Here is a 21,896-nt window from a genome sequence, read left to right on the forward strand (position 1 = left end):
CTGCCATTACAGCTGGCAGTCCTTTTGTTGCTCCTAAAAATCCTTCTCATTATCCCTAGTCGTTGGATCTGAAATCCTGTTCGATGACTCAGGAATCGCATCGTAAACCGCAGGGTCCACATTGTGTATGGATCCGTCAGCCAAAGCTTTGAAAAGATCATAGAGGGGGGCCTTGACAGTTTCTTTCAGCATACCCGCCTGTTTCTGTCCAAGAGTCTGGCTTTGCCCTTTGATTTCCATCAGCATGATGGCTGCATCATTCAAGGCAAACGTCCCTAGAGCTGTGCCCGGAAGGTTTACTTTAGGATATTTCTGCACGGCGCCAAAATGGGAAAAGCCCCTTTGCAGTGATTGGGCAGCAAGTGCATTGACCCGCTTCCCAAGTTTAAGGACATCCGCATCGACCTCATACTGTTGTCCAGTGAACGGATCGGTGTATGGATCGGCTACAACCGCTGCCAACTGCATTGGAACTGAGCGGTTATCCTCGTCCGAAACGGTATTGAAACCGCGGTGATGGACATCTACAAAGACATCAGGCCTGAATTCCTTGAATACGCCTGATACAGTTCTTGCCTCGGCAGTAACGAAGAAGCCGCCGTAGTTACTGTTATTGGTAGAACGATTATTAAGGAAATTCGCTATCGTTGTCTTGTCATAGTTCTCGATTCTAAAGTCGAGGTTTGGGTTGTAATCCCGATTCTGGTCATATCCAGGAATCCCGTAAACAACCCGGCCGTTGTTATTCTGGGCCCTTTCACTTCCGTCGCTGTTGTAGTACCAAGGGGCCCTTGTATTTTCAGGCAGCTGAATATTCGCTGGGAGCCAAGTTTGGTGTGTATAGCGTGTTGGATACCATTTTTCCTGATAGAGATTGTCAGAACCTTCAGGGTTGATCCGAGGCATGATCCAGATGGAAACGTTCTTAAGGATGTTATTCACTTCTGCAGAGTTGGAGGATAATTTTTGAATAATGTCAATTGCTGCTTCTGTACCTATTTGTTCGTTCCCATGGATTTGAGTCGTGATGAAAATGCGCTTTTTAGTTGGATCTACTTCACCGAATTTGACTACATACAAGGGTTCTCCTTTATCTTTGTCTGTCTGGTAGCCGTCAGGGGAAAGGTTGGAATAGCCGGCTATCTCAAGTTTCATTTTTCCTTTGGCCGAAGCTTCTAGCTTTTGCAGGGTCTCGTATAATTCCTGGTTTGACATGAAACTGGACAATGAAACATTCTGTTCATTTTCGATGTACGGACCGTTAGGCCTGGATTGAGGGTCTGCGAAAACCGGTGAAGCTGCGAGCATGGATAATGCTACTGTTGCAGGGATGACTGCTTTAGTCCATTTTTTCATAAAAATCCTCCTAAAAATTATTTGAGCGGAAATTCTTATGTAATACGAAACTTTAGGCTTGCTCAATAATTAGTTTAATACAGGAATAAGTTAAAGTTAATTGAATATACATTATTTTCGGAAAATTAAACCATTAGTCCTTATGCATCATATTTATTTGGATAGTTTATTCTACCAGTCTTAAATATGCCTTTTACTAATTTCCAGTTTTGTGATGAAATAGTACTAATACTAAAGTTGTGTGGAAATTGATAGATGGCGGGTGGAGAAATGCGAAAAGTCCTGATGGTAATTGTTTTTATTTGTTTGTGGCAAAATTGGTCCTATTCTAAAGCTAATGCTAGTGAAATCCCAGTTATCAATAGCGGCGCGGCCATTGTATTGGATACGAAGAGCGGAGAGGTTCTTTTTGAGAAGAATGCGAGGGAAAGGAAATTCCCGGCTAGTTTGACGAAGATTGCAACAGGAATTTATGCGATTGAAAATGGAAACCTCAGTGATAAAGTTACCGTAAGCGAGGCAGCCAGGGAAGTTGACGGGACCCGGGTCTATCTAGAGCCTGGAGAACAGGTTCCGTTGAAGCAGCTTATTGAAGGGCTCCTGATTAATTCCGGAAATGATGCCGGGGTCGCTATCGCCGAGCATTTTGATGGCTCTAACGAACAGTTCGCTAAAAAACTGAATGAATATGTAGCAAGAATTGGAACGCAGGAAACAACCTTTCAAAACCCGCATGGCTTATTTGATCCGAATCATCAAACTTCGGCAAGGGATTTGGCATTAATCACACAATATGCGCTGAAAAACGAAGAGTTCCGACGGATTTTTGGTACGAAGGAACTGAAGTGGGATAGCCAAACATGGCACACCACCTTATTCACGCATCACAAATTAATGAGGGAAAAACCTTATGACGGAGTGACAGGCGGGAAAACAGGATATGTTGACGAATCAGGTCACACGCTGGTGACATCGGCTGAAAGGGCCGGAACGAGTATCATTGTTGTCACACTGGAAGGAGCTTCACAAAAAGACGCCTACAATGATACGAAAGCGTTACTCGATTATGCATTTGAGAATTTTAAGACGACTCTTATTCCACAGGGAACCACCGTCCCGATGGACAAAGGGGAATATAAAACAACGAGGGACGTTTACTTTAGCCAGCCTGTTAACCAAAACGTGACAATGAAAATGAATGCCGAAGGATCATTGGAAATATTCGGGGAAGATAAAAACCTTATAACCTCCGTAAAATTGGAGGATTTTAAACAACCCATAAGGAAGACTGCCAAGATGATTCCTCCAAAACCATCAAACGAAGAAAAAGAAGATTTCAAGGTCCTGCTGCCTGGCACACTGATTGGTATACTTGCACTTATTGGTGCAATAATCATAGGAAATCGGAGACGAAAGAGCAATGGGGTCTGACAAGATAAATTAGAGGAAAAAGGAAATCAACAGACAGATAAAAGATCATAAATTTTAACAGGGTCAAACCCCATCGACGGACAGCTTAACTACTATTGTCCAGAGGCAGGGGTTTGACCTTTTTTGCGTGTTTCATCTTGGAAAACCGCCTTCCTCTACAGAAGTTCATTTTTGCAAGCAAACTCGCTTGACCCGGAGCCGACATTTTCCGATAAAAAATTCATCTTTTCGTCAAAGTTTCTAATATTATAAAGTGAATTATCTACTATACTCAATATATAAGAATATCACTGTATGTATCGTGGAAAGTGTAATAAATTTCCAGGATGTCCCCTATCCATTGTTGGGTAGAGCAGGAATTTATCCACTATATTGTGAAAAAGTGAACAAACTGTGACAACGCACCGAAATGAATATTGATTCATCAGGGGAGTGAAAAGCTGTTGACGCTTCTACACATGCTCAACGGTTCACATAATACTTTTAAGCAAGAAGCAGAAGGAGCTGAAGAATAATGAGAATTATTTTATTCGCCATCCTCTTGTCCGGAGTTTTAATGGGATGTGGGCACGAGGCTGACACGAACATGAAAGATAAAATTCAGTTTGTCCCAAATGAGGATTATGTAGGTGACCCCTCGCCAACCGTTAAAGAGGAAATGAAATTAACACCTGAAGAACATGCTGAATTTGAAAAACTGCAGAAGAAAATACAAGAAGAAAAAGAGGCCGAATAATATGGCTCAGGCAATGGAAGCAGTCAAAAAGGTAGAAGAACGTCTGATGTACTATCAGTTGTTTTGCCATTACTACCGGGGCGAGTTAAACCGCTTAAGCCCGGCAGAGTGGAACGAATTAGCGAAAATCCTTCGTGAAACAGAGCTTGCCCAGATGAACGGCGAGGCGTTCCAGGCCATTCAGAGCTTGGAGGCAGCGGATGATTCCGCTATTAAAACGTTTGAATACGACTATAATCGTTTATTTGTCGGACCGGCGAAATTATTGGCCTCTCCCTATGAATCTAGTTACCGAAACATAGAGGGGACGATTTTGCAGCAGGAAACATTGAATGTACGAAACTTTTACCATTATGTAGGACTGCAAGTAGCGAACGAAGGACAGGCGCCGGATGACCATATCCACTACGAATTGGAATTCATTCTGTACCTTTTAACGGATGGGGGCATCCAAGAAAAAAACCAAGTGCATAAGATGTTTTTGGAAAAGCATCTATTGCAATGGGGGTTCAAGCATTGTGAGCGGATTGTCCGATCTAGCGAAAATCCGCTTACCCGAGCGATGGGCATTTTATTAAAAGAGTTTTTACAGTTCGAAAAACAGCTGATGGAAGGTGAGTGAGGACTTATGATAACTGAAAACTTTTCCCGCCGGACCTTTTTAAAAGGTTCTGCGGCACTCGGTTCATTATTGGGTTTGGGGGCAGTCGGGACGAAAGCGGCAGAGGGGCTCATTCCACTGGCAAGTGCAAAGGCTGCTGGCAAAAAAGAGCAATTTTACAACGCCTGCCCGCGAAATTGTTATGATACATGTTCAATCGTGACAACAGTCGAAGACGGCAGAATCACGTTTATCACTGGGAATGAAAACAACAACTATACGAAAGGGCGTCTTTGCGTAAAAGGGAATACGTATCCGCGTGTTGTTTACTCACCGGACCGGATCAAATACCCAATGCGGCAAAAGGGACGCGGTTCTGGCAATTGGGAGAGAATCAGCTGGGATGAGGCTTATACGATCATTGCAAAGAAAATTCTCGACATTAAAGAGGAATACGGCACAACATTGCCAGTTTGCCTAAACAAGTATTCAGGTAACTTTAACATCTTGAACTATGCAACAGAAGGCATGCTTTCAAGCATCGGCTATACGACCCGGGCCCAGGGAACACCATGTGACCCGGCTGGTTCGGATGCTCAAGCCTTTGATATGGGGACAGCCTATAACAATGACCCAGAGCAATTCCTGGATGCTGATTATATCATTTTATGGGGATCGAATCCGGCATGGACTTCCGCCCACTCTATGTATTTTATTAACCAGGCGAAAGAAAAGGGAACGAAGCTTGTCGTCATCGATCCGCTCATTACCCAAACGGCCTCCAAAGCCGATGAATATATCCAAATTAACACGAGTACAGATGGAGCGCTTGCTCTCGGGATGATCCGTTATATTATCGATCATCAGTTGTACGACGAACAGTGGGTTCGTGACAATTCGATTGGATTCAATGACTTTGTAGCTTATATCAAAAACAATATCACGATCGAATGGGCTGCTGAAAAAACAGGGGTGCCAAAGAAAGTCATTGAGCGGATCGCGCGCGAGTACGCGACCGCGAAGCCGGCGAATATTTGGATTGGCTTCGGGATGCAGCGCCATACAAACGGCGGCGCAATGGTTCGCGCCATTGATGCACTAGCAGCAATAACAGGCAATATCGGAAAAAGAGGCGGCGGTGTGAATTACATCGGCGGTGAAACATGGGGCTTTAATTACCATACGATGGGATTCGGCGTGCCTGAAGGAACAAAAGGCGAAGCCGATCGCTATGTGAATATGAACAACTTCGGCGCGCAAGTATTGGATGCGAATGATCCGCCAATCAAGATGATGTGGATTGCCTGCCGAAACCCGATGGCCCAGGATCCTGAGCCGAATGTCGTGAAAAAAGCGTTTGAGAAAATGGACTTAGTTGTAACAGCCGATTTGTATATGAACCAAACGGTTGAGCTCTCCGACATTGTTCTTCCTGTCACAACTCCTTTTGAGACGGTAGGCGTCAACGTCAGCTACTGGCATTACTGGATGAACGCCAATGAGCAGGCCATAAAGCCGCTCTATGAAACGAAAAGCGACCTTGAAATCGCGATGGGGCTATCGAAGAAATTAAATGAGCTGTCACCTGGCTCCTGCACATTTCCAGTGACAGGCAGCTTGGAAGAATGGGTTGAAAAGGAATTCAACGATGGAATCAGGGAAATGTTTGGCGTTAATAGCTGGGACGAGCTGCGGAAAAATGGCGGGACAGCCAAAGCAACTGAAAAGGTAACTGTTGCGTGGGAAGACCTTAAATTCAGAACCCCATCCGGGAAGTATGAGTTTTACTCAGAGAAGGCAGCCGAATACGGCCACCATCCGCTTCCGGTATTTGTGGAACCATACAAGGGCGATAAGGAGCATCCGATTCGCTGTATGTCCCCACACTGGAAACTCGGCATCCACAGCCAATTCCAGCACATTGACTGGCTCGATGCGATTCAAAGCCATCCATTCGTCGAAATGCATCCTGATTTGGCGAAGAAACATTCAATAAAAGAAAATGATTTAGTTCATGTCAAAAACGATGCCGGGTATTTGACCCTGCCGGCAAAATTAACGAAAACCGTTCCAGCAGATACGGTCATCCTGTATGAGGGCTGGTGGAAAGACGTAAATTACACGGAAAACTTTAATGTGAAGGCCATTCCTGCAGATATGGGCCACTATAGTAAGGGCCAGCGCGGCATCGCCTTCCACGATAATTTTGTCAAAATCGAAAAAGCATAAGGAGGAGGGAATCCCATGGCCAAAAAATTAGGCTTTTTAGTCAATATTGATCGTTGTATCGGCTGCCATGCCTGTGAAATTTCATGTAAAAGCTTTTATCAGCTAGAACCACAGATGAGGCGGAGAACGGTCAGGGAGCTGCCGGAGGATATGGTTGGTTCTACCATCCGTGCGTTTGTTTCAACGGCCTGCAACCACTGTGATGAACCTGCCTGTAAGGCGGTTTGTCCGGTTGGGGCGTATACGAAGCGTGAAGAGGATGGAATTGTTGTCCATAATCAGGACCTTTGCATCGGCTGCCAAATGTGTGGAAAAGCATGTCCTTACGGTGTACCGGTATACAATCCGGTTAAGAAGAAAATGGACAAGTGCAGTATGTGTTATGAACTGCTTGATGTAGGTGAATCTCCAATCTGTGTCTCGAAGTGCCCGATGGAGGCGATTGAAATTGTTGATTACAATGAAGTCCAGCCTGCCGGGACTGTGAGCATCGTGCCGACGTTTGCCGACCCGTCTATTACAAAACCAACGACTCAATTTATTTTGCCGAAGCCAGGCAAACAAGTTAGGAGGGTGTAACGATGCATGATCTCCCACTTGTCATCTTCACTATTTTATCGCAGCTGCTTTTAGGCGGATTTGTGGCACTTTGGTGGATTGATCGAAAAAAAGGCGGCATATCAAAGAAAACAGGCTTGCTGATTTCGATTTCATTCCTAGTATTAGGGGGCATTTCGCTTCTCGTTTCAATGCTGCACTTAGGCCAGCCGTTGCACGCTTATCGTGCAATATTGAATTTCGGCGTCTCCTGGTTAAGCCGTGAGATTGTCTTTTATGGGGCTTTTCTAGGATTGATTGCCCTTTCCACTTGGTTTTGGTACAAAGACGATGCACCAAAGCGCCGGGCAATTGGTTGGATGGCTTCCTTCATCGGAGTCGTTGCGATTTTTTCATCCGCAAAAATTTATATGATACCGGCTATTCCTGCATGGGATAGTGTGAATACACTTTTTGCATTCTTTCTAACATCGCTGTTGTTAGGCCCATTATACGTAGCTGCGTGTTTAGCCATCAAACGGGATTCGGCCGTTAATATTTCCGGCATCATCATTCCTGTACTCTTTGTTTCAGCGATTGTGGCGGTTGGCTATTTTTCATCCCTAAATGCAGGTTTGCCGGAAGCGGTCGAAGCAGCGAAACTGACATTCGGGCATGTATTCTTTTGGGCAAGGATAGCCACATTCCTCGCAGCTTCGGGATTATTGCTATTATCTTATGTGAATAGCAAATGGCGAAGTGTTCAAATCTATTCAGCTGCGTTTGCAATCCTTTTGGCCAGTGAAAGTTTAGGCAGATTTTTATTTTATGAAACAGCGATTCATTTGTAAGTAAATGTAGAGAGGGGGAGCCGGCGTGAATTTACTGAATTTGGTCAATGTAATTGGTAAAAAAATGTCACTGCTAAATGTCGAGGCTAATCTTTGCACGAAATTGATTTCGCCTAAAAGCACATGCAACAGCTGTGCCAATCATTGCCCGATGAACAGTATTTCTTTTGCAAAAAAGGAAATTGTTATCGATGACAACTGTATCGGCTGCGGTATTTGCGCGATGGTTTGTCCAACAGGCGCCCTGCTGGCGAACCACCCCCCTCTCACACAAGTTGTCCAGGAAGCGATTCGGAAAAGTCAGGAGCATGAAACGGTTTATCTTTATTGCGAAAGAATGCCAGCTCCTAGTCGTGCTGCTGCGACGGTTTCAGTGCCATGCTTAGGGATGATTCCAAAAGAAGGATGGGTCACTCTATTAAATCGGTGTCAAAATCTTTCTGTCTATCAACCGGATGGGGCTTGCGGCGGCTGTGACATCAGCACGGGAGAAAAGGTGTGGAGAAGCGAGCTGCAAGCCGCGGAAGCAATCACTAGTACAGAGGTGAATTTTACTTCTCACATAAGCGATTCAAAGGATCACGTTCCCTATGATGCCGGGCGCAGGGATTTTCTTTCCAGTTTCTTTAAGGAAGTGAAAACAACGAACAAGCTTGCCATCAGTGAACTGTTGGGCGGCTCAACCAAGATTCCTTCCTACCAAGAGAAAATCAAAGCGGACTCCGTGTCAAAACTTAAAAAGGAATTGAACGAAGTGGGCCATCATTTGTTTGAAAAAATGACAAATGAAACGACCTATCCGTATATGACGAAACGTTCGCTCTTTTTGGCGGAAGTGGAGGGAAATGAAGCATTGCGCCATCAGGAGGATAGCCGGTTACCTGAAATAAACGAGGAGTGCAACTTCTGCGGAGCCTGTGCGATTTTATGTCCAACGGAAGCCTTGACAATGAAAAGTGAAAATGGCCTGCAAACCATTACATTGAAACCAGAGCAATGTGTAGACTGTTCTCTCTGTGAAGAAATCTGCTATTTTAAGAGCATCAAACTTCAACCAGTGCAAAATCAAGCCCTGCTGGAGAAAGAAGTTCTTTTAAGATGAGTGCCTGTTACCGAGGGTTTTCAGTAAAAACCTGTTGAGTTTGTCACGCAAAGCCTGTTTGAGTGACAACAATCAGTAAAAACCCGTTGAGTTTGTCACGTAAGACCCGTATGAGTGACAACAATTAGGAAAAACCCCTTGAGTTTGTCACGCAAAGCCTGTTTGAGTGACAACAATCAGTAAAAACCTGTTGAGTTTGTCACGCAAGACCCGTTTGAGTGACAACAATTAGGGAAAACCGGTCTAGGTTGTCACGCAAGACCCGTATGAGTGACAACAATCAGTAAAAACCCGTTGAGTTTGTCACGCAAGACCCGTATGAGTGACAACAATTAGGAAAAACCCCTTGAGTTTGTCACGCAAAGCCTGTTTGAGTGACAACAATCAGTAAAAACCTGTTGAGTTTGTCACGCAAAACCCGTATGAGTGACAACAATCAGTAAAAATCTGTTGAGGTTGTCACGTAAGACCCGTATGAGTGACAACAATCAGTAAAAACCCGTTGAGTTTGTCACGCAAGCCCCGTTTGCGTGACAACAATCAGTAAAAACCCGCTGAGGTTGTCACGCAAAGCCCGTATGAGTGACAACAATCAGTCAAAACCCGTTGAAGTTGTCACGCAAAGCCCGTATGAGTGACAACAACCCGAAAAAATCTTTCGAGGGTGTCACGGATAACCTCTTAAAATTCCTTCTATAAAATAATGACTGCTTCTTCCGATTCCAAAAACTTTTTGGAGCATTTAGGGAATACGGCGCCTGTTGCGCACCAGCTCCAGAAGAGATCATGTTTCTTTTTGCCGATGGCGCCTTTTAGCAATATTCCGGGCAAAATACAGCCGGGCAGCCCTTTTGTGTGATACGTTCGCCCGTCCTCCAAATTGTTGAGGACAAACACTCCTTCTATGACTGTCTGCACTTCAAAGAAACCATCTTCAGATTGGGCCAGGACGCCCAATCGCTTTTGGTCTGCATCAAAGTCTTTTTGAAAATCAAAATCTTTTTCATGAATATGAGGGAAATGGTGGAGGACAAGGGCATTCAACGCGGTTTCTGTGGTTTTTATATCGGACTTGTACATATTGATATAATGATCAACGATACTGAACCAGGCGGTGCCTTCCCTACGATCGAGCCAGCGGACGAACTTTTGGATTTCTGTAATCATCTTTTCGGTTTCATGGCCTTCTTTTGAAATAGAGATTCTGCCAGGGAGGTAGGTGGAGATGAACTCTTCCCAGAAAATAGGGGAGCATTCCTGCCAAGAAGGCGGGCTTAAATCTTCAAGATAATCCGTGAGATAGTTTGATAGATGAAATAGGAATTCATTTCTATTGGGGTCTTTTGGTTTGCCCAGCTTGTAGGCAATGAGGTCATCTCCGTAAAAGAAGGCAAGTGCGCGGTTTCTCATTTGAAATTCAGAACCAATCTTGAGTTTTTGCAAAATGTTTTCGCGTGTTTGGGACTCGGTGTGAGGAAGGACAAAGGAATGGATTTGGAATGTTTCGCAGCAATGCTCCGCGGCTAACCCGCTGCCGCAGCTGCAAAGTGGCCTTTTTTTCATAATGTCATTCAACCTGCTTTCCGTTTGGATTTTGATTAAAGTGGGGTAAAAAGATTGTAGAGTTGAGAAGCAATTTTATTTTACCAAAAAAGCTCTTCGTTATCAATTTTTGGAAAATGGGAGAAAATTAGATTTTGTAGCTTTGAAACAATGCTTCTATTGATAGAATGTTCCAGTGTGAAACTTTTCTATTTTCTCTTTCGTCTTTAATACTATTGAGGGACTTATGTTAGAAATGCACCTTAACTTTTACGGGTATTATTCTCTTACTGAAAGATGGTGGACTACATGAACAAAAAATTGATTGGAACAGCAGCGGTTATCATTTCACTTTCCTTAGTCGGTGGCATTGGGCTTGTTAAAGTGTCGAAAACACTGGCAAGATCGAATGTAACAGTGAGTGAAAAAGAAGGCAAAAAGGAAACAGACGGCTTTGAAATTAAAGTTGGGAACAGCGCGAATACTGTTTTGAAGGAACCGATGAATGAAGCAGGCGTGGTCGTGAAGAGCGCAGGCCCTGCCATAACGATCTTGAACAGCGAACTGCCGAAGGATGGAGAGGACTATCCCCTGCTTGCTATTATAGACAGCCTACCTTATGAGGAATGGGAGTCATACGGGAAAGAAGGATGGGCTATGTATGCTGCCTATTTAAAAGATGGCGATCAAGTTTATACTCTCATGTTTTCGGAGGAGCCTCCTTCTTCTTTATACGAATTGAAAGATGAAGAGAAAATCGCTGAGTTGATAGAGGGCCACCGGAGCAAGATGGCTATTTTGAAAGAGGCGGCTTTTAAAGCAGGATTTAGTCCCGCCCATCCGGCAAGTTAATTTACGTTTTTCAAAATATACTTCGGCGTAAGTTTTTTAAGGGCATTGGTTTATGAAAAAATCAATGCCCTTTTTGCTGTGGTCAAAATTGTTAGCAAAATTTTCAAGTCGGATAAGGCCCAAAGGCATACTAAGGCTTTTATAAACGAAAAATGATTACTGAAGCAACCTATGAATTATGGAATAAAATCAAAGCATTTTAGCATCTATATAATTTTTACTAATGTTTTAACAGAGGCTTTGGTGCGAATCCAAGCCTTGAACGATCATTCCACAATCTTTTCCGAACTCACTGTCGCAAATCATTATACGAGTTTTAGAAACAAAGGTTCTGGTGCATCCAGTTCATAAACTTTGTCTTATAGCTAGCAGAAAAGTTTAACCTAAACCTATATAGGTTTAGAAATGACAGCATTTTGTCAAAACCGTGAACTATTTATGAAAACGGATGTGAATCTTATAAAACTAGTGAAAAAGTTTAAAAGATTGGTTGACTGATAATGATTATCATTATATATTAGGGGAGGGTAGAAAATGAAAATGATTCTCAATTAAAAAATACAAACAAGAGGTGCAAAATGAAGAAAAAGGTATTCGCATTCAGTATGGTTTTTTTGCTTGTTTTCGGTGCATTGGCGGGTTGTACAAGTTCGAACACTACTTCAGAAAAACAGCCTGCAGATGAATCCAAAGAAAAGAAAGAGCCTGGAGTAGTCAATCTTTATACAAGCAGGCACTATGAGTCTGATAACGATCTGTACAAAATCTTTGAAGAAAAAACAGGCATTAAAGTAAATGTTGTTGAAGGAAAAGGCGATGAATTGATGGAACGCCTGAATGTTGAAGGGGATGCAACGGAAGCTGACCTTTATTTCACTGCAGATGCAGGTAACCTTCACATAGCGAAAGAATCTGATTTGCTTCAGCCTGTAGAAAGTGAAGTTCTAAGCAAAAACATTCCGGAAAATCTTCGTGACGAAGATAACTATTGGTTTGGAATGGCAAAAAGGGCGCGTGTCCTTGTTTATGCGAAAGACCGTGTAAAGCCTGAAGAGCTATCTACTTATGAAGCAATGGCAACACCGGAATGGAAAGGAAGAGTTGTTGCCCGCCCAGCAGACAATATGTACAACATTTCACTTCTATCATCTTTCATCGAGGTTATGGGTAAAGAGAATGCAAAGGAATGGGCGAAAGGATTTGCAGAGAATATGGCTAGGGAACCCCAAGGAAATGACAGAGACCAGGCGAAAGCTGTTGTAGCAGGCGAAGCGGATGTAGCGCTTATGAATACGTACTACGTTGGACTAATGTCAGTTTCTGAAGATCCCGAAGAAAAAAAGGTAGCTGAAAAAGTAGGTGTGTTCTTCCCGAACCAGGAAACAACAGGAACCCACATTAACGTCAGCGCGATTGCTGTAACAAAGCATGCAAAGAATAAGGAAAACGCAATTAAGTTCATGGAGTTCCTATCTAGTGAAGAAGCACAGGGCAAATTTGCTGAAGTGAACTTCGAATATCCTGCAAACCCTAATGTTCAGCCTTCCGAATTCCTAAAATCATGGGGCGAGTTTAAAGAGCAGGATATTAAACTATCCGTTCTCGGTAAAAATCAGCAGAAGGCAATTAAAATCTTCAACGAAGTCGGCTGGAAATAACAAGACTGAACAACCGAAGCGCCGCATATGGTGTTTCGGTCGTTTTGTTCACATAACTTTCGGTTTCAATTGAGAATGATTTTCGTTATAATTTAGAAGAAGGTAAGTTATATAGACATCATCGGAATAGCTTAAAGGAAGTGTCAGTGTTGAGTCTGCGGCGGCTTTTAAAACAACAACTTAATATTTGGTCCCTGCTCAGCCTGGTCCTCATCATTGCCATCCTGATACCGAATTTCATCATTGGCGCCCAGCTCTTCACTGAGCCGAATGAAAACTGGCAGCATATTAAGGACTACTTGTTAAAAGATTATATCCGAAATACGGTGGTCATCATGTTTTTCACCGCCATTGCGACGACAGCGATCGGAACGAGCCTTGCCTGGTTAGTTGCCATGTATGACTTTCCATTAAAGAAATTCCTGAAGTGGGCATTAATTTTGCCACTGGCCATCCCGCCGTATATCGCTGCATATACTTATCACGGGATTGTTAACTACACAGGGGTCATTCAAACGACACTCAGGAATTCATTAGACATCACGGTTAATCAAAAATACTTCAATATCATGAACATCCAGGGGGCTGTGTTCATCTTTACGATGTGCCTGTTCCCTTACGTATACACGATAACAAAAAGCTTCTTTCAAAATCAGTCTTCATCTATGATCGAGAATGCCAGACTCCTTGGCGGAAGCCCTTTAGCGATATTTTTCCGGGTGGCTTTGCCGATTGCCAAAGCATCGATTGTGGGGAGTGTGACGCTTGTCATCCTGGAAGTACTCAATGATTTCGGCGTTGTCAGCTACTTCGGAATTCAGACATTCAGTACTGCGATTTTCCGGACATGGTATGGGATGAAAGACCTCGATTCCGCGCTTAAACTAGCCGGTTCGCTCATGCTGTTGGTCATCATTGTCTTGGTTCTTGAAAAAGTGCTGCGGGGAAGAAAGCGGTATAGTTTCTCCACTACGAAAGTTCGCCCGATCCAGCCTAAAAAACTGAAGGGCATAAAAGCAGGCCTGGTATGCGCCTACGCCTTCGGGATTTTTTCCATAGCGTTTATCATTCCATTCCTGCAGCTCGTAAGATGGGCGCTCATGACATATGAGAAAGTGCTGAACTTCGATTTCTTGCTTCTTGCCTATAATTCTATTTATGTAGCTGCCATCGCAGCCATCATTATTGTGATTATAGCACTTGTGATTTCAAACTATACGAGGCTGCACCAAGGGCTGACGGCAAAAATATTCTCAAGAGTGACAACGCTTGGCTATTCCATCCCGGGAGCGGCGATCGCGATTGCGTTCATTATGATTTTTCTATGGTTGGATACGACAAATAAAGAACTTTTGGCAAAAATCAACATGGAACCAACGGTTATCTGGCGGACGACTTTGGTGATGCTGATCTCCGCTTATATCATCCGGTTTTTGGCGATTGGCTATAACTCGATTGAAACAGGGTTTGAAAAGGTCGGCAATAGCTTCACGGAAGCATCCCGGATGATGGGCGTGTCCACGTTAAAAACGTTTTTCAAGGTTGACCTGCCAATGGTAAGAGGAGCTGTTTTCAGCGGTTTTATTCTCGTCTTTGTCGATATTCTGAAAGAGCTGCCATTGACTTTATTTTTACAGCCGTTCAATTTCTCAACCTTGGCCACTCAGGCCTTTAAATATGCAAATGATGAAAGAGTGCAGGAAGCGTCATTGGCCTCATTATTGATCATCCTATTAAGCGGAATCTTTATATTCTTTTTCCATAAACTCGCAGAAAGGGAGAGCAGCTAATGTTTATTCAAATTAAAGATCTACAGTATAAATATAAAAATGCAAAAGAAGCTGTCATCAAAGACTTTTGCCTCGATATTGAGAGAGGCGAAATTGTTTCAATTCTCGGGGAAAGCGGAAGTGGAAAGAGTACGATTCTAAGGTTGATCGCGGGGCTTGAATGTCCGCAAAACGGTACAATTAACATTTGTGGCGAAACAGTTTGCAATCGCTCCTGTTTCATCCCTCCTGAAAAAAGGGGAATTGGTTTTGTCTTTCAAGATTATGCTCTTTTCCCGCATATGACTGTCGCAAAAAACATTCAGTTCGGCTTGAAAAAGAAAAGCAGGCAAGATAAGCGTGAACGCCTGGAAGAAATGCTGAAGCTGGTCAATTTGACTGATTTCGCCAACCGCTTTCCACACGAGCTAAGCGGTGGTCAGCAGCAGCGGGTAGCACTTGCAAGGGCGCTCGCTCCCGAACCTTCTTTATTGATCCTGGATGAGCCATTCAGCAACCTTGATGCCGCCTTGCAGGAAAAAATTCGGGGCGAGCTCAGGGAGATTATTAAAAAGACTGGCATTACATCTATTTTCGTCACGCATGACAAGGAAGATGCCATTGCCATGGCAGACCGGATTGTCTATATCGACAATGGAAAAGTGAAGACTTCTGTAGGCCGGGTGGAGAAACAGCGGCCGGTGCTGTCGTTAGTGAATCATTAACCGCATATACAACAAATAGAACTAACAAAGGATGTGCCACTCACTTCCCTCGTTGTTAGACAGGCTGCCGAATTTCCGGCGGCCTGTTTTTTATTTCGGTTAATTTTAATCTGTTAATATAGGTCGAACTAAAGAATTGTACATAGTTGATTGGAGTGGAAGGCACGTAGACTCCTCGAAAATGCTAACGCATTTCCTTCGTGCAAAGATTATTCGAGGATGCTGTTTGTCCTGCGGGATGAAGCGGCAAGGTGGAGACCCCACAGGCGCCAAAGCGCCGAGGAGGCTCCACTGACGCCCCGCGGAAAGCGAAGTGCCTGCAGCGCAAATCAACGACAACGTTAAAAAGTTTAGTTTCTTTTATATAGAAGGTTTGTCGAAAAGAATGTGTTGACCACGCTGGTCAAAAAGAATACGCTGAAATTGACCACACCAGTCAAGGATAAGTAAGAGGGGAGGGCACACTTGTGTTTTCGAAGTTTCTGAGTCTGGAAACAGAGAAGCGGGACCGTATTTTAAACGCCGCTTTGGATGAGTTCGTACAGAAGGGCTACTATAATGCATCGACGAATGAAATCGTCAAGAAGGCAGGCATTTCAAAAGGGCTTCTTTTCCACTATTTCAAGAATAAGAAACAATTGTATCTTTACCTATATGACTATACACTCGATATTTTTGAAAAAGAATTTTTCGAAAAAATGGATTCAATGGAAAATGATATTTTCACCAAAATGCGCCAGATTGTTTTGCTGAAACTGGAGTTGATTTATAAGCATCCTGATATGTTCAATTTTTTGCTGGCGGCCGTCCGGGAGGAATCCCCGGAAATTACGCTCCGTAATAAGGAACTGATTGAAAGAAGCTATGTCAAAATTCTTGAGAACATTGACCTGTCCTCATTCAAGGAGGATTTGGATATTCCGAAAGCGATCAATATCATTGTCTGGACACTCCAAGGTTTTTCGAATGAAGTTCAGGAAAAAATCAAATTTTTGTCGCTGGATGAAATCAATTACGATGAAATTTTGGCGAAAATGGACGGATATTTGGAATTGCTTAGAAAGTCTTTCTATAAGTGACCGGAGAGAGGGCGGGTAAAATGAATGTCATCGAAATCAACAAGTTGACGAAGAATTACGGAAAAGCGAGAGGTATCACCGAGATCAGTTTTCATGTGGAGAAAGGCGAGATTTTTGGGTTTATAGGGCCGAACGGAGCAGGTAAATCAACAACGATCCGCACCCTGCTGTCACTGATTTATCCGACGAGTGGAAGTGCGAAGATATTTGGCAAAGACTGTGTAAAACATGCGCCTGAAATTAAAAAAGAGATTGGCTATTTGCCTGCGGAAGTTTTTTATTACGACAATATGAAAGTGATTGATTTGCTTAACTACTCAGCCAGTTTTTATAAGAAAGACTGCCGGAAAAGAATCAAGGAACTAGCTGAGCTGCTTGATCTTGATTTGCATAAAAAAATCGATGATCTGTCTCTCGGAAACAAAAAGAAAGTCGGGATTATCCAGGGGCTTTTGCATGAACCGAAGCTGATCATCCTTGATGAACCGACAAGCGGCCTCGATCCGCTGATGCAGCAGAAGTTTTTCGAGCTGCTGCGGGAAGAGAATAAAAAAGGTGTGACGATTTTGTTTTCGTCGCATATTTTAAGCGAAGTTCAGCGGTTGTGCGACCGGGTGGCGATTATTAAAGAGGGAAAAGTCGTTCAGGTTGAAAAAATCAGTACGTTGAAAGAAAACACTTATAAAAAGTTCAAAATTGAAACAGCCGTGCCGGTGGAGATGAGCTTTTTCCAGCTTGAAGGAGTCAATGATTTGGACGCGGCGGGTACAACTGTCAGTTTTTTATACCGGGGCAACCTAAACGAGATCATGAAGAGAATTGCCGAAGTCGAAATTGTGAATCTGTGGGTGACGGAGCCCGATCTTGAGGAAATCTTCATGCATTACTACGAAAAGGAGGAGTAACCACCATGAATATGTATTTGCACGAGCTGAAGACCTATCGGAAATCAACGATTCTATGGACGTGCAGCATGATTGGCCTGGTCCTCCTGTTCCTGTCGATGTTTCCCGCATTTTCGAGGGAGGCAGCAGAGTTTAAACTAGTGCTGGAAGGTTTTCCAGATGCGGTCAAAAAATCCTTAGGCCTCTCCTTGGAGACCATCACGACACTGCTCGGTTTTTATTCTTATGTTTTTCTTTACGTGACCTTGTGCGGAGCAATTCAAGCGATGCATCTTGGCGTTTCGATTATTTCGAAAGAGAGCCGGAACAAAACGGCTGATTTTCTGTTGACAAAGCCCGTTACCCGTACGGAGGTTATCACTGCCAAGCTTTTAGCGGCCCTAACCTCATTGATTTTGACCAATATGGTCTTCATGACGGGGGCAGCCGTCATCGCTTCCATGGTGGCCACCGAAAGTTTCAGTTTAAAGCTGTTTCTGATGATTTCTCTGACGATGTTTTTTCTTCAGTTGATTTTTCTGGCATTGGGGACGGTGATTTCCTCAGTCGCGCCAAAGATCAAGTCGGTTTTATCCGTCTCCCTTGGAACGGTGTTTGCCTTTTTTATCATTGGCATGTTCGCCGCAGTCACGGACGATAATGCGCTCAAGTATGTTTCGCCGTTTAAATACTTTGATCCAGCCGAAATTGTGAAAAACTCAAGCTATGATTGGCGATTCCTTGGCATCAGTATCGGAATTGTAATTTCGGCCACTGCGGCAAGCTTCGTGATCTTTGCAAAGAAAGATGTCAGCTAGCTGATGGCACACTTGAATTTTGACGAATGGAGGTTTCGTTATGAACATCTTTTTCAGGGAATTGAAAGCCCACCGCAAATCGCTCATATTCTGGTGCCTCGGTGTCATCTTTATGATCGTTTCGGGAATGGGGAAGTATGGCGCGATGTCCGGTTCCGGGCAATCGATCAATGAATTAATGGAGGGCCTGCCTAAAGGGCTTCAGTCCTTTTTTGGCGTTGGCGGGCTTGACCTGTCAACCGTCATTGGGTATTACGGCCTTCTGTACCTGTATGTGGCGATCATGGCCGCGGTCCACGCTGTCATGCTGGGGGCGACGATCATTGCAAAAGAAGAACGTGACAAAACGGCCGAATTTTTGTTTTCGAAACCTATATCTAGAAGAATAGTAGTTTCGAGCAAGCTCCTCGCCGCCTTGGTCCAGGCCGCCATTATCAATATCACGGCATACGTTTCATCGGTCTTGATAGTTTCAAGATATGATGCCGGACCCAATGTTAGTGGGAATATCGCCACCTTGATGATGGGCATGTTCCTTTTACAACTCGTTTTTCTGGCCATTGGCGCAGCGGTCGGGGCTTTGCAAAAGAAGGCGGAAAAAGCGGGGGCGACTGCCTCGGCCATTATGGTGGCCACGTTTATTTTGTCGGTCGTCATCGACATGAACGAAAAGATGGACCCGTTGAAATATTTGACTCCATTTAAATATTTCGAAGCGAAAGAGCTGCTCTTCGGTGGTGGCTTCAACGGGGTTTTTCTTCTGTTATCAGGCGCCATTATTGCGGTAATGGTTGCGGCGACTTTCATTAACTACCAAGGGCGGGACTTGAACTAGAAAGGCTCTTGGACCCACTCGGATTTTATCGGAAATTAGCAAGTTCGTTGGAGAAGGACAATAAGATATAAAGGTGTATCCACTTATACACTTAAAAAAATGAAAGAAGCAGTGCGATTTCATAATTGACTGCTTTTTTCACTTGTTTACTTCTTGTTTTTTCGCTGATTAATTCCAAAAATGAGCGGCATATCCCGGCCGCACTACTTTCTTTTTTCATAGCCTAGCGAACCTCCCTTACAGAGTCTCCGGGAATGAATGTTGTATAGATCCGTTCGTTTTCCACGGGCTGATTTGCGATTAATTTTAACACCTGTTCAGCGGCCACAGCGCCCCACTTTCTCTCAGAAAAGTCGATTGTTGCCAAGCGTGGCTTGATATATTGGGACAGCTCGATGTTATCAAAGCCAATAATATGAATATGCTCACCGACACGGAAGTTTGTTTTGGACAGGTAATTGTACATCCCGATTGCCATTTCATCATTGGCGCAAAAGACGCCAACGGGACGGGTGTATTCTTTGACAATTTGTTCGGCCGCTTTTTCTCCGGCTGGCTTGTTGAAATTTCCGGGTATTTCACTGTACTCAATATCATTATAACGTTCGACGGCCTGCCGGACAGCTTCAAGGCGCTGCATGGCATCGTATGACCGCTGTGGTCCGGTTACTGTATATATTTTGCGGTGGCCTTTTTCGATTAAATGGTCCATGGCTAGGGTGGCCCCGGATCTATTGTGGAGCAGGACCTGATTAATGTTTGGATGGTCCAGTTCTCTGTCCATCACAACGATTTTATGACCTGTATCCGCATGTTTCAAAATTTCTTCACTGGAAAACGCTATGTCCAATACAATCGCTCCATCAATCAGCCTTTCAGGCAAAAACCGGTGTGTATGTTTTCCGCTGCAAACAATCAGCTCATATCCTTTGCTTGCGAGCGCCTCTTGCATCCCATGCAGCAGCTGCCCATAAAAAGCACCGCCGTAATTTGTCAAGAAGACGCCAATAATATTCGTTTGCCTTGTTTTCAAGGAGCGTGCCGCTGCATTTGGGACATAATTTAATTCTTTCGCAATTGCTAGGATTTTTGCTGATGTGTCCTCGGTTACCTTCGGGTTTCCGTTCAATGCGTAGGAAACAGTTGAAATCGACACACCTGCTTTTTTTGCAATATCCTTAATACTGACCAAGAATCTCTCCTGCCTCTCATCTAAACCCTATCTTTATTATACTTTCTGTTTGAATTTATTGGTATGTTCCTTTCAATATAAACGAACGATTCATAAGGGCGAAGCTCCATTTTTAAAATAGGGAAGCCGTAATTATGGATCAACACTTCTCCTTCAGGCAAAACTTCCAAGAGCTTGCATCTGACAGTCCTGCCGGTAAAATTGCATATTACATACCATGTTTCCTTATCCAGCTTTCTTGTATAAGCAAATACTTCCTGTTCTGTCTCCAGCAATTCATACTTCCCATAGACTACGATATCATTCATTTTCCGGATTGAAATCAACCGTTGATAATAGTTGAAAATGGATCGGGAGCTGTGCAAATCATCCTCAACATTGACAGTATTATAGTTTGGATTCACATCCAACCAAGGAGTGCCTGTTGTAAAACCTGCCTGGTCTGAATTGTTCCACTGCATCGGGGTCCGCGCATTATCCCGACCCTTGGTATAAATGGAAGACATGACTTCCTCATGGGGAACTCCTTTTCGTAGACGTTCCTCGTACACCCGAAGCGTTTCAATATCCCGATAGGAGTCGATATCCGGGAATTTGACGTTTGTCATCCCAATTTCCTCTCCCTGGTAAATAAACGGGGTGCCGCGCATCATATGGAGCAAGGTAGCGAGCATCGTTGCACTTTCATACCGGTATTGATCGTCATTCCCCCAGCGCGAGACGATCCTTGGCTGGTCATGGTTACTCCAAAATAAGCTGTTCCAGCCTCTCTCTGCCAATTCGGTCTGCTGGGTAGAAAAAACCGCTTTTAACTCATTGAGGACAAGTGGTTTCAAGTCCCATTTTTGTTTGCCAGGCACTTCATCAAGCGCCATATGTTCAAAGGAAAACACCATATTGAGCTCCTTGCGCTCTGGTGAGGTATAAAGAATTGCTTGGGTGAGGTCCGCACTGCCGGTTTCACCCACCGTTACGACATTTGTTCCTGCATGTACTTCTCTGTGCATTTCCTGTAAATAATCGTGGAGAAGGGGACCGTTTGCAACAATATCCTTGTCAATATCCTTTGCAATCAGATCAATGACATCAAATCGGAATCCTTTGATGCCTTTTTTGATCCAAAACCGCATTACATCATACATAGCCTTGCGGACGGGGAGATGATGCCAATTCAGGTCAGGCTGCTTTTTGCTGAAAAGATGCAGATAATACTGGCCGGTTTGCTTTTCATATTCCCAGGCACTGCCGCTAAATATCGATGACAGGTCACTTGGCTCGCTGCCGTCTTTCCCGTCTCTCCAGACATAGAAATCCCTGTACGGATTGGATTTGTCTTGTCTGGAAGCCATAAACCATGGATGTTCATCGGAAGTATGATTGGCGACAATGTCCATCATGATCCCAATTCCTCGCCTTGACGTTTCTTCAATTAGCTCCTCCATCTCAGCCATCGTTCCGTATTCGGGATTGATGGAATAGTAGTCGCTAATATCGTAGCCATTGTCGTCATTTGGGGAAGCATAAACAGGGCATAGCCAAATAAGGTCTGTTCCAAGTTTCTGAATATAATCAAGTCTTGAAATGATGCCTTTTAGATCGCCGATGCCGTCGCCGTTTGTGTCCTGAAAACTGCGGGGGTATAGGTGATAGATAACGCTTTTATGCCACCATTCCAGATCCATACTCCTGCTCCTTTAAA

General features: G+C 43.8%; 20 protein-coding genes. 15 read left to right on the plus strand and 5 right to left on the minus strand.

All coding sequences use genetic code 11. The features are described from left to right. Positions 1–33: 33 nt before the first annotated feature. On the minus strand, positions 34–1,356 hold the full coding sequence (locus tag D1B31_RS02500; protein WP_118919150.1) for a M14 family zinc carboxypeptidase: 1,323 nt from the start codon (positions 1,354–1,356) through the stop codon (positions 34–36). Positions 1,357–1,626: 270 nt separating this feature from the next. Here D1B31_RS02500 and D1B31_RS02505 point away from each other — a divergent pair, with 270 nt between their 5' ends. From D1B31_RS02505 to D1B31_RS02535, 7 genes are all read left to right on the plus strand, one after another. Beyond that, positions 1,627–2,787, plus strand: coding sequence for a D-alanyl-D-alanine carboxypeptidase family protein (locus tag D1B31_RS02505; RefSeq protein ID WP_240035132.1), 1,161 nt, complete (start codon positions 1,627–1,629; stop codon positions 2,785–2,787). 514 nt (positions 2,788–3,301) lie between these two features. Then, on the plus strand, positions 3,302–3,523 hold the full coding sequence (locus D1B31_RS02510; RefSeq protein ID WP_118919151.1) for a hypothetical protein: 222 nt from the start codon (positions 3,302–3,304) through the stop codon (positions 3,521–3,523). A 1-nt stretch (position 3,524) separates the two neighbouring features. Continuing rightward, on the plus strand, positions 3,525–4,145 hold the full coding sequence (locus D1B31_RS02515) for a TorD/DmsD family molecular chaperone (RefSeq protein WP_158587413.1): 621 nt from the start codon (positions 3,525–3,527) through the stop codon (positions 4,143–4,145). Between the two features lie 6 nt (positions 4,146–4,151). Beyond that, on the plus strand, positions 4,152–6,353 hold the full coding sequence (locus D1B31_RS02520; RefSeq protein ID WP_118919153.1) for a molybdopterin-dependent oxidoreductase: 2,202 nt from the start codon (positions 4,152–4,154) through the stop codon (positions 6,351–6,353). 15 nt (positions 6,354–6,368) lie between these two features. Beyond that, positions 6,369–6,932, plus strand: a complete 564-nt coding sequence (locus tag D1B31_RS02525) for a 4Fe-4S dicluster domain-containing protein (protein ID WP_118919154.1) — start codon at positions 6,369–6,371, stop codon at positions 6,930–6,932. A gap of 2 nt (positions 6,933–6,934) precedes the next feature. Beyond that, positions 6,935–7,741, plus strand: a complete 807-nt coding sequence (locus D1B31_RS02530) for a dimethyl sulfoxide reductase anchor subunit family protein (RefSeq protein ID WP_118919155.1) — start codon at positions 6,935–6,937, stop codon at positions 7,739–7,741. A 25-nt stretch (positions 7,742–7,766) separates the two neighbouring features. Continuing rightward, positions 7,767–8,843 carry a 4Fe-4S binding protein gene (locus tag D1B31_RS02535; protein ID WP_118919156.1) on the plus strand — a complete coding sequence of 359 codons (1,077 nt, stop codon included), beginning with the start codon at positions 7,767–7,769 and terminating at the stop codon, positions 8,841–8,843. Between the two features lie 693 nt (positions 8,844–9,536). Here the strand turns inward: D1B31_RS02535 and D1B31_RS02540 are convergent. Further along, complete coding sequence (locus D1B31_RS02540; RefSeq protein ID WP_118919157.1) at positions 9,537–10,406, minus strand: hypothetical protein; 870 nt, start codon at positions 10,404–10,406, stop codon at positions 9,537–9,539. A 288-nt stretch (positions 10,407–10,694) separates the two neighbouring features. Here D1B31_RS02540 and D1B31_RS02545 point away from each other — a divergent pair, with 288 nt between their 5' ends. From D1B31_RS02545 to D1B31_RS02580, 8 genes are all read left to right on the plus strand, one after another. Further along, entirely contained in the window at positions 10,695–11,237 is a 543-nt protein-coding gene (locus tag D1B31_RS02545; protein ID WP_118919158.1) for a hypothetical protein, read from the plus strand. A gap of 578 nt (positions 11,238–11,815) precedes the next feature. Further along, positions 11,816–12,895 carry a Fe(3+) ABC transporter substrate-binding protein gene (locus tag D1B31_RS02550; protein ID WP_118919159.1) on the plus strand — a complete coding sequence of 360 codons (1,080 nt, stop codon included), beginning with the start codon at positions 11,816–11,818 and terminating at the stop codon, positions 12,893–12,895. Positions 12,896–13,044: 149 nt separating this feature from the next. Then, complete coding sequence (locus D1B31_RS02555; RefSeq protein WP_420846052.1) at positions 13,045–14,685, plus strand: ABC transporter permease; 1,641 nt, start codon at positions 13,045–13,047, stop codon at positions 14,683–14,685. Further along, positions 14,685–15,389 carry an ABC transporter ATP-binding protein gene (locus tag D1B31_RS02560; protein WP_118919160.1) on the plus strand — a complete coding sequence of 235 codons (705 nt, stop codon included), beginning with the start codon at positions 14,685–14,687 and terminating at the stop codon, positions 15,387–15,389. The genes D1B31_RS02555 and D1B31_RS02560 overlap by 1 nt, the downstream gene beginning before the upstream one ends. Before the next feature lie 467 nt (positions 15,390–15,856). Next, the gene (locus tag D1B31_RS02565; protein ID WP_118919161.1) at positions 15,857–16,468 is read left to right on the plus strand and encodes a TetR/AcrR family transcriptional regulator; all 612 of its coding nucleotides are present in this window, start codon (positions 15,857–15,859) and stop codon (positions 16,466–16,468) included. A 20-nt stretch (positions 16,469–16,488) separates the two neighbouring features. Further along, complete coding sequence (locus D1B31_RS02570; protein WP_118919162.1) at positions 16,489–17,373, plus strand: ABC transporter ATP-binding protein; 885 nt, start codon at positions 16,489–16,491, stop codon at positions 17,371–17,373. 5 nt (positions 17,374–17,378) lie between these two features. Beyond that, entirely contained in the window at positions 17,379–18,170 is a 792-nt protein-coding gene (locus tag D1B31_RS02575) for an ABC transporter permease subunit (RefSeq protein ID WP_118919163.1), read from the plus strand. 40 nt (positions 18,171–18,210) lie between these two features. Further along, a complete protein-coding gene (locus tag D1B31_RS02580; protein WP_118919164.1) occupies positions 18,211–19,005 on the plus strand; it encodes an ABC transporter permease subunit in 795 nt (264 codons plus the stop codon). A gap of 91 nt (positions 19,006–19,096) precedes the next feature. Here the strand turns inward: D1B31_RS02580 and D1B31_RS25000 are convergent, their stop codons facing one another. Genes D1B31_RS25000 through D1B31_RS02590 form a run of 3 tightly spaced genes read right to left on the minus strand, consistent with a single transcriptional unit; the run spans position 19,097 to position 21,879 of the window. Further along, the gene (locus D1B31_RS25000; protein ID WP_275670688.1) at positions 19,097–19,225 is read right to left on the minus strand and encodes a hypothetical protein; all 129 of its coding nucleotides are present in this window, start codon (positions 19,223–19,225) and stop codon (positions 19,097–19,099) included. Between the two features lie 3 nt (positions 19,226–19,228). Further along, a complete protein-coding gene (locus tag D1B31_RS02585; RefSeq protein ID WP_118919165.1) occupies positions 19,229–20,197 on the minus strand; it encodes a LacI family DNA-binding transcriptional regulator in 969 nt (322 codons plus the stop codon). A gap of 20 nt (positions 20,198–20,217) precedes the next feature. Then, a complete protein-coding gene (locus D1B31_RS02590) occupies positions 20,218–21,879 on the minus strand; it encodes a glycoside hydrolase family 13 protein (RefSeq protein WP_118919166.1) in 1,662 nt (553 codons plus the stop codon). Between the last annotated feature and the right edge of the window lie 17 nt (positions 21,880–21,896).

The organism is Neobacillus notoginsengisoli, assembly GCF_003515685.1.
GTDB classification, from domain to species: domain Bacteria; phylum Bacillota; class Bacilli; order Bacillales; family Cytobacillaceae; genus Bacillus_D; species Bacillus_D notoginsengisoli.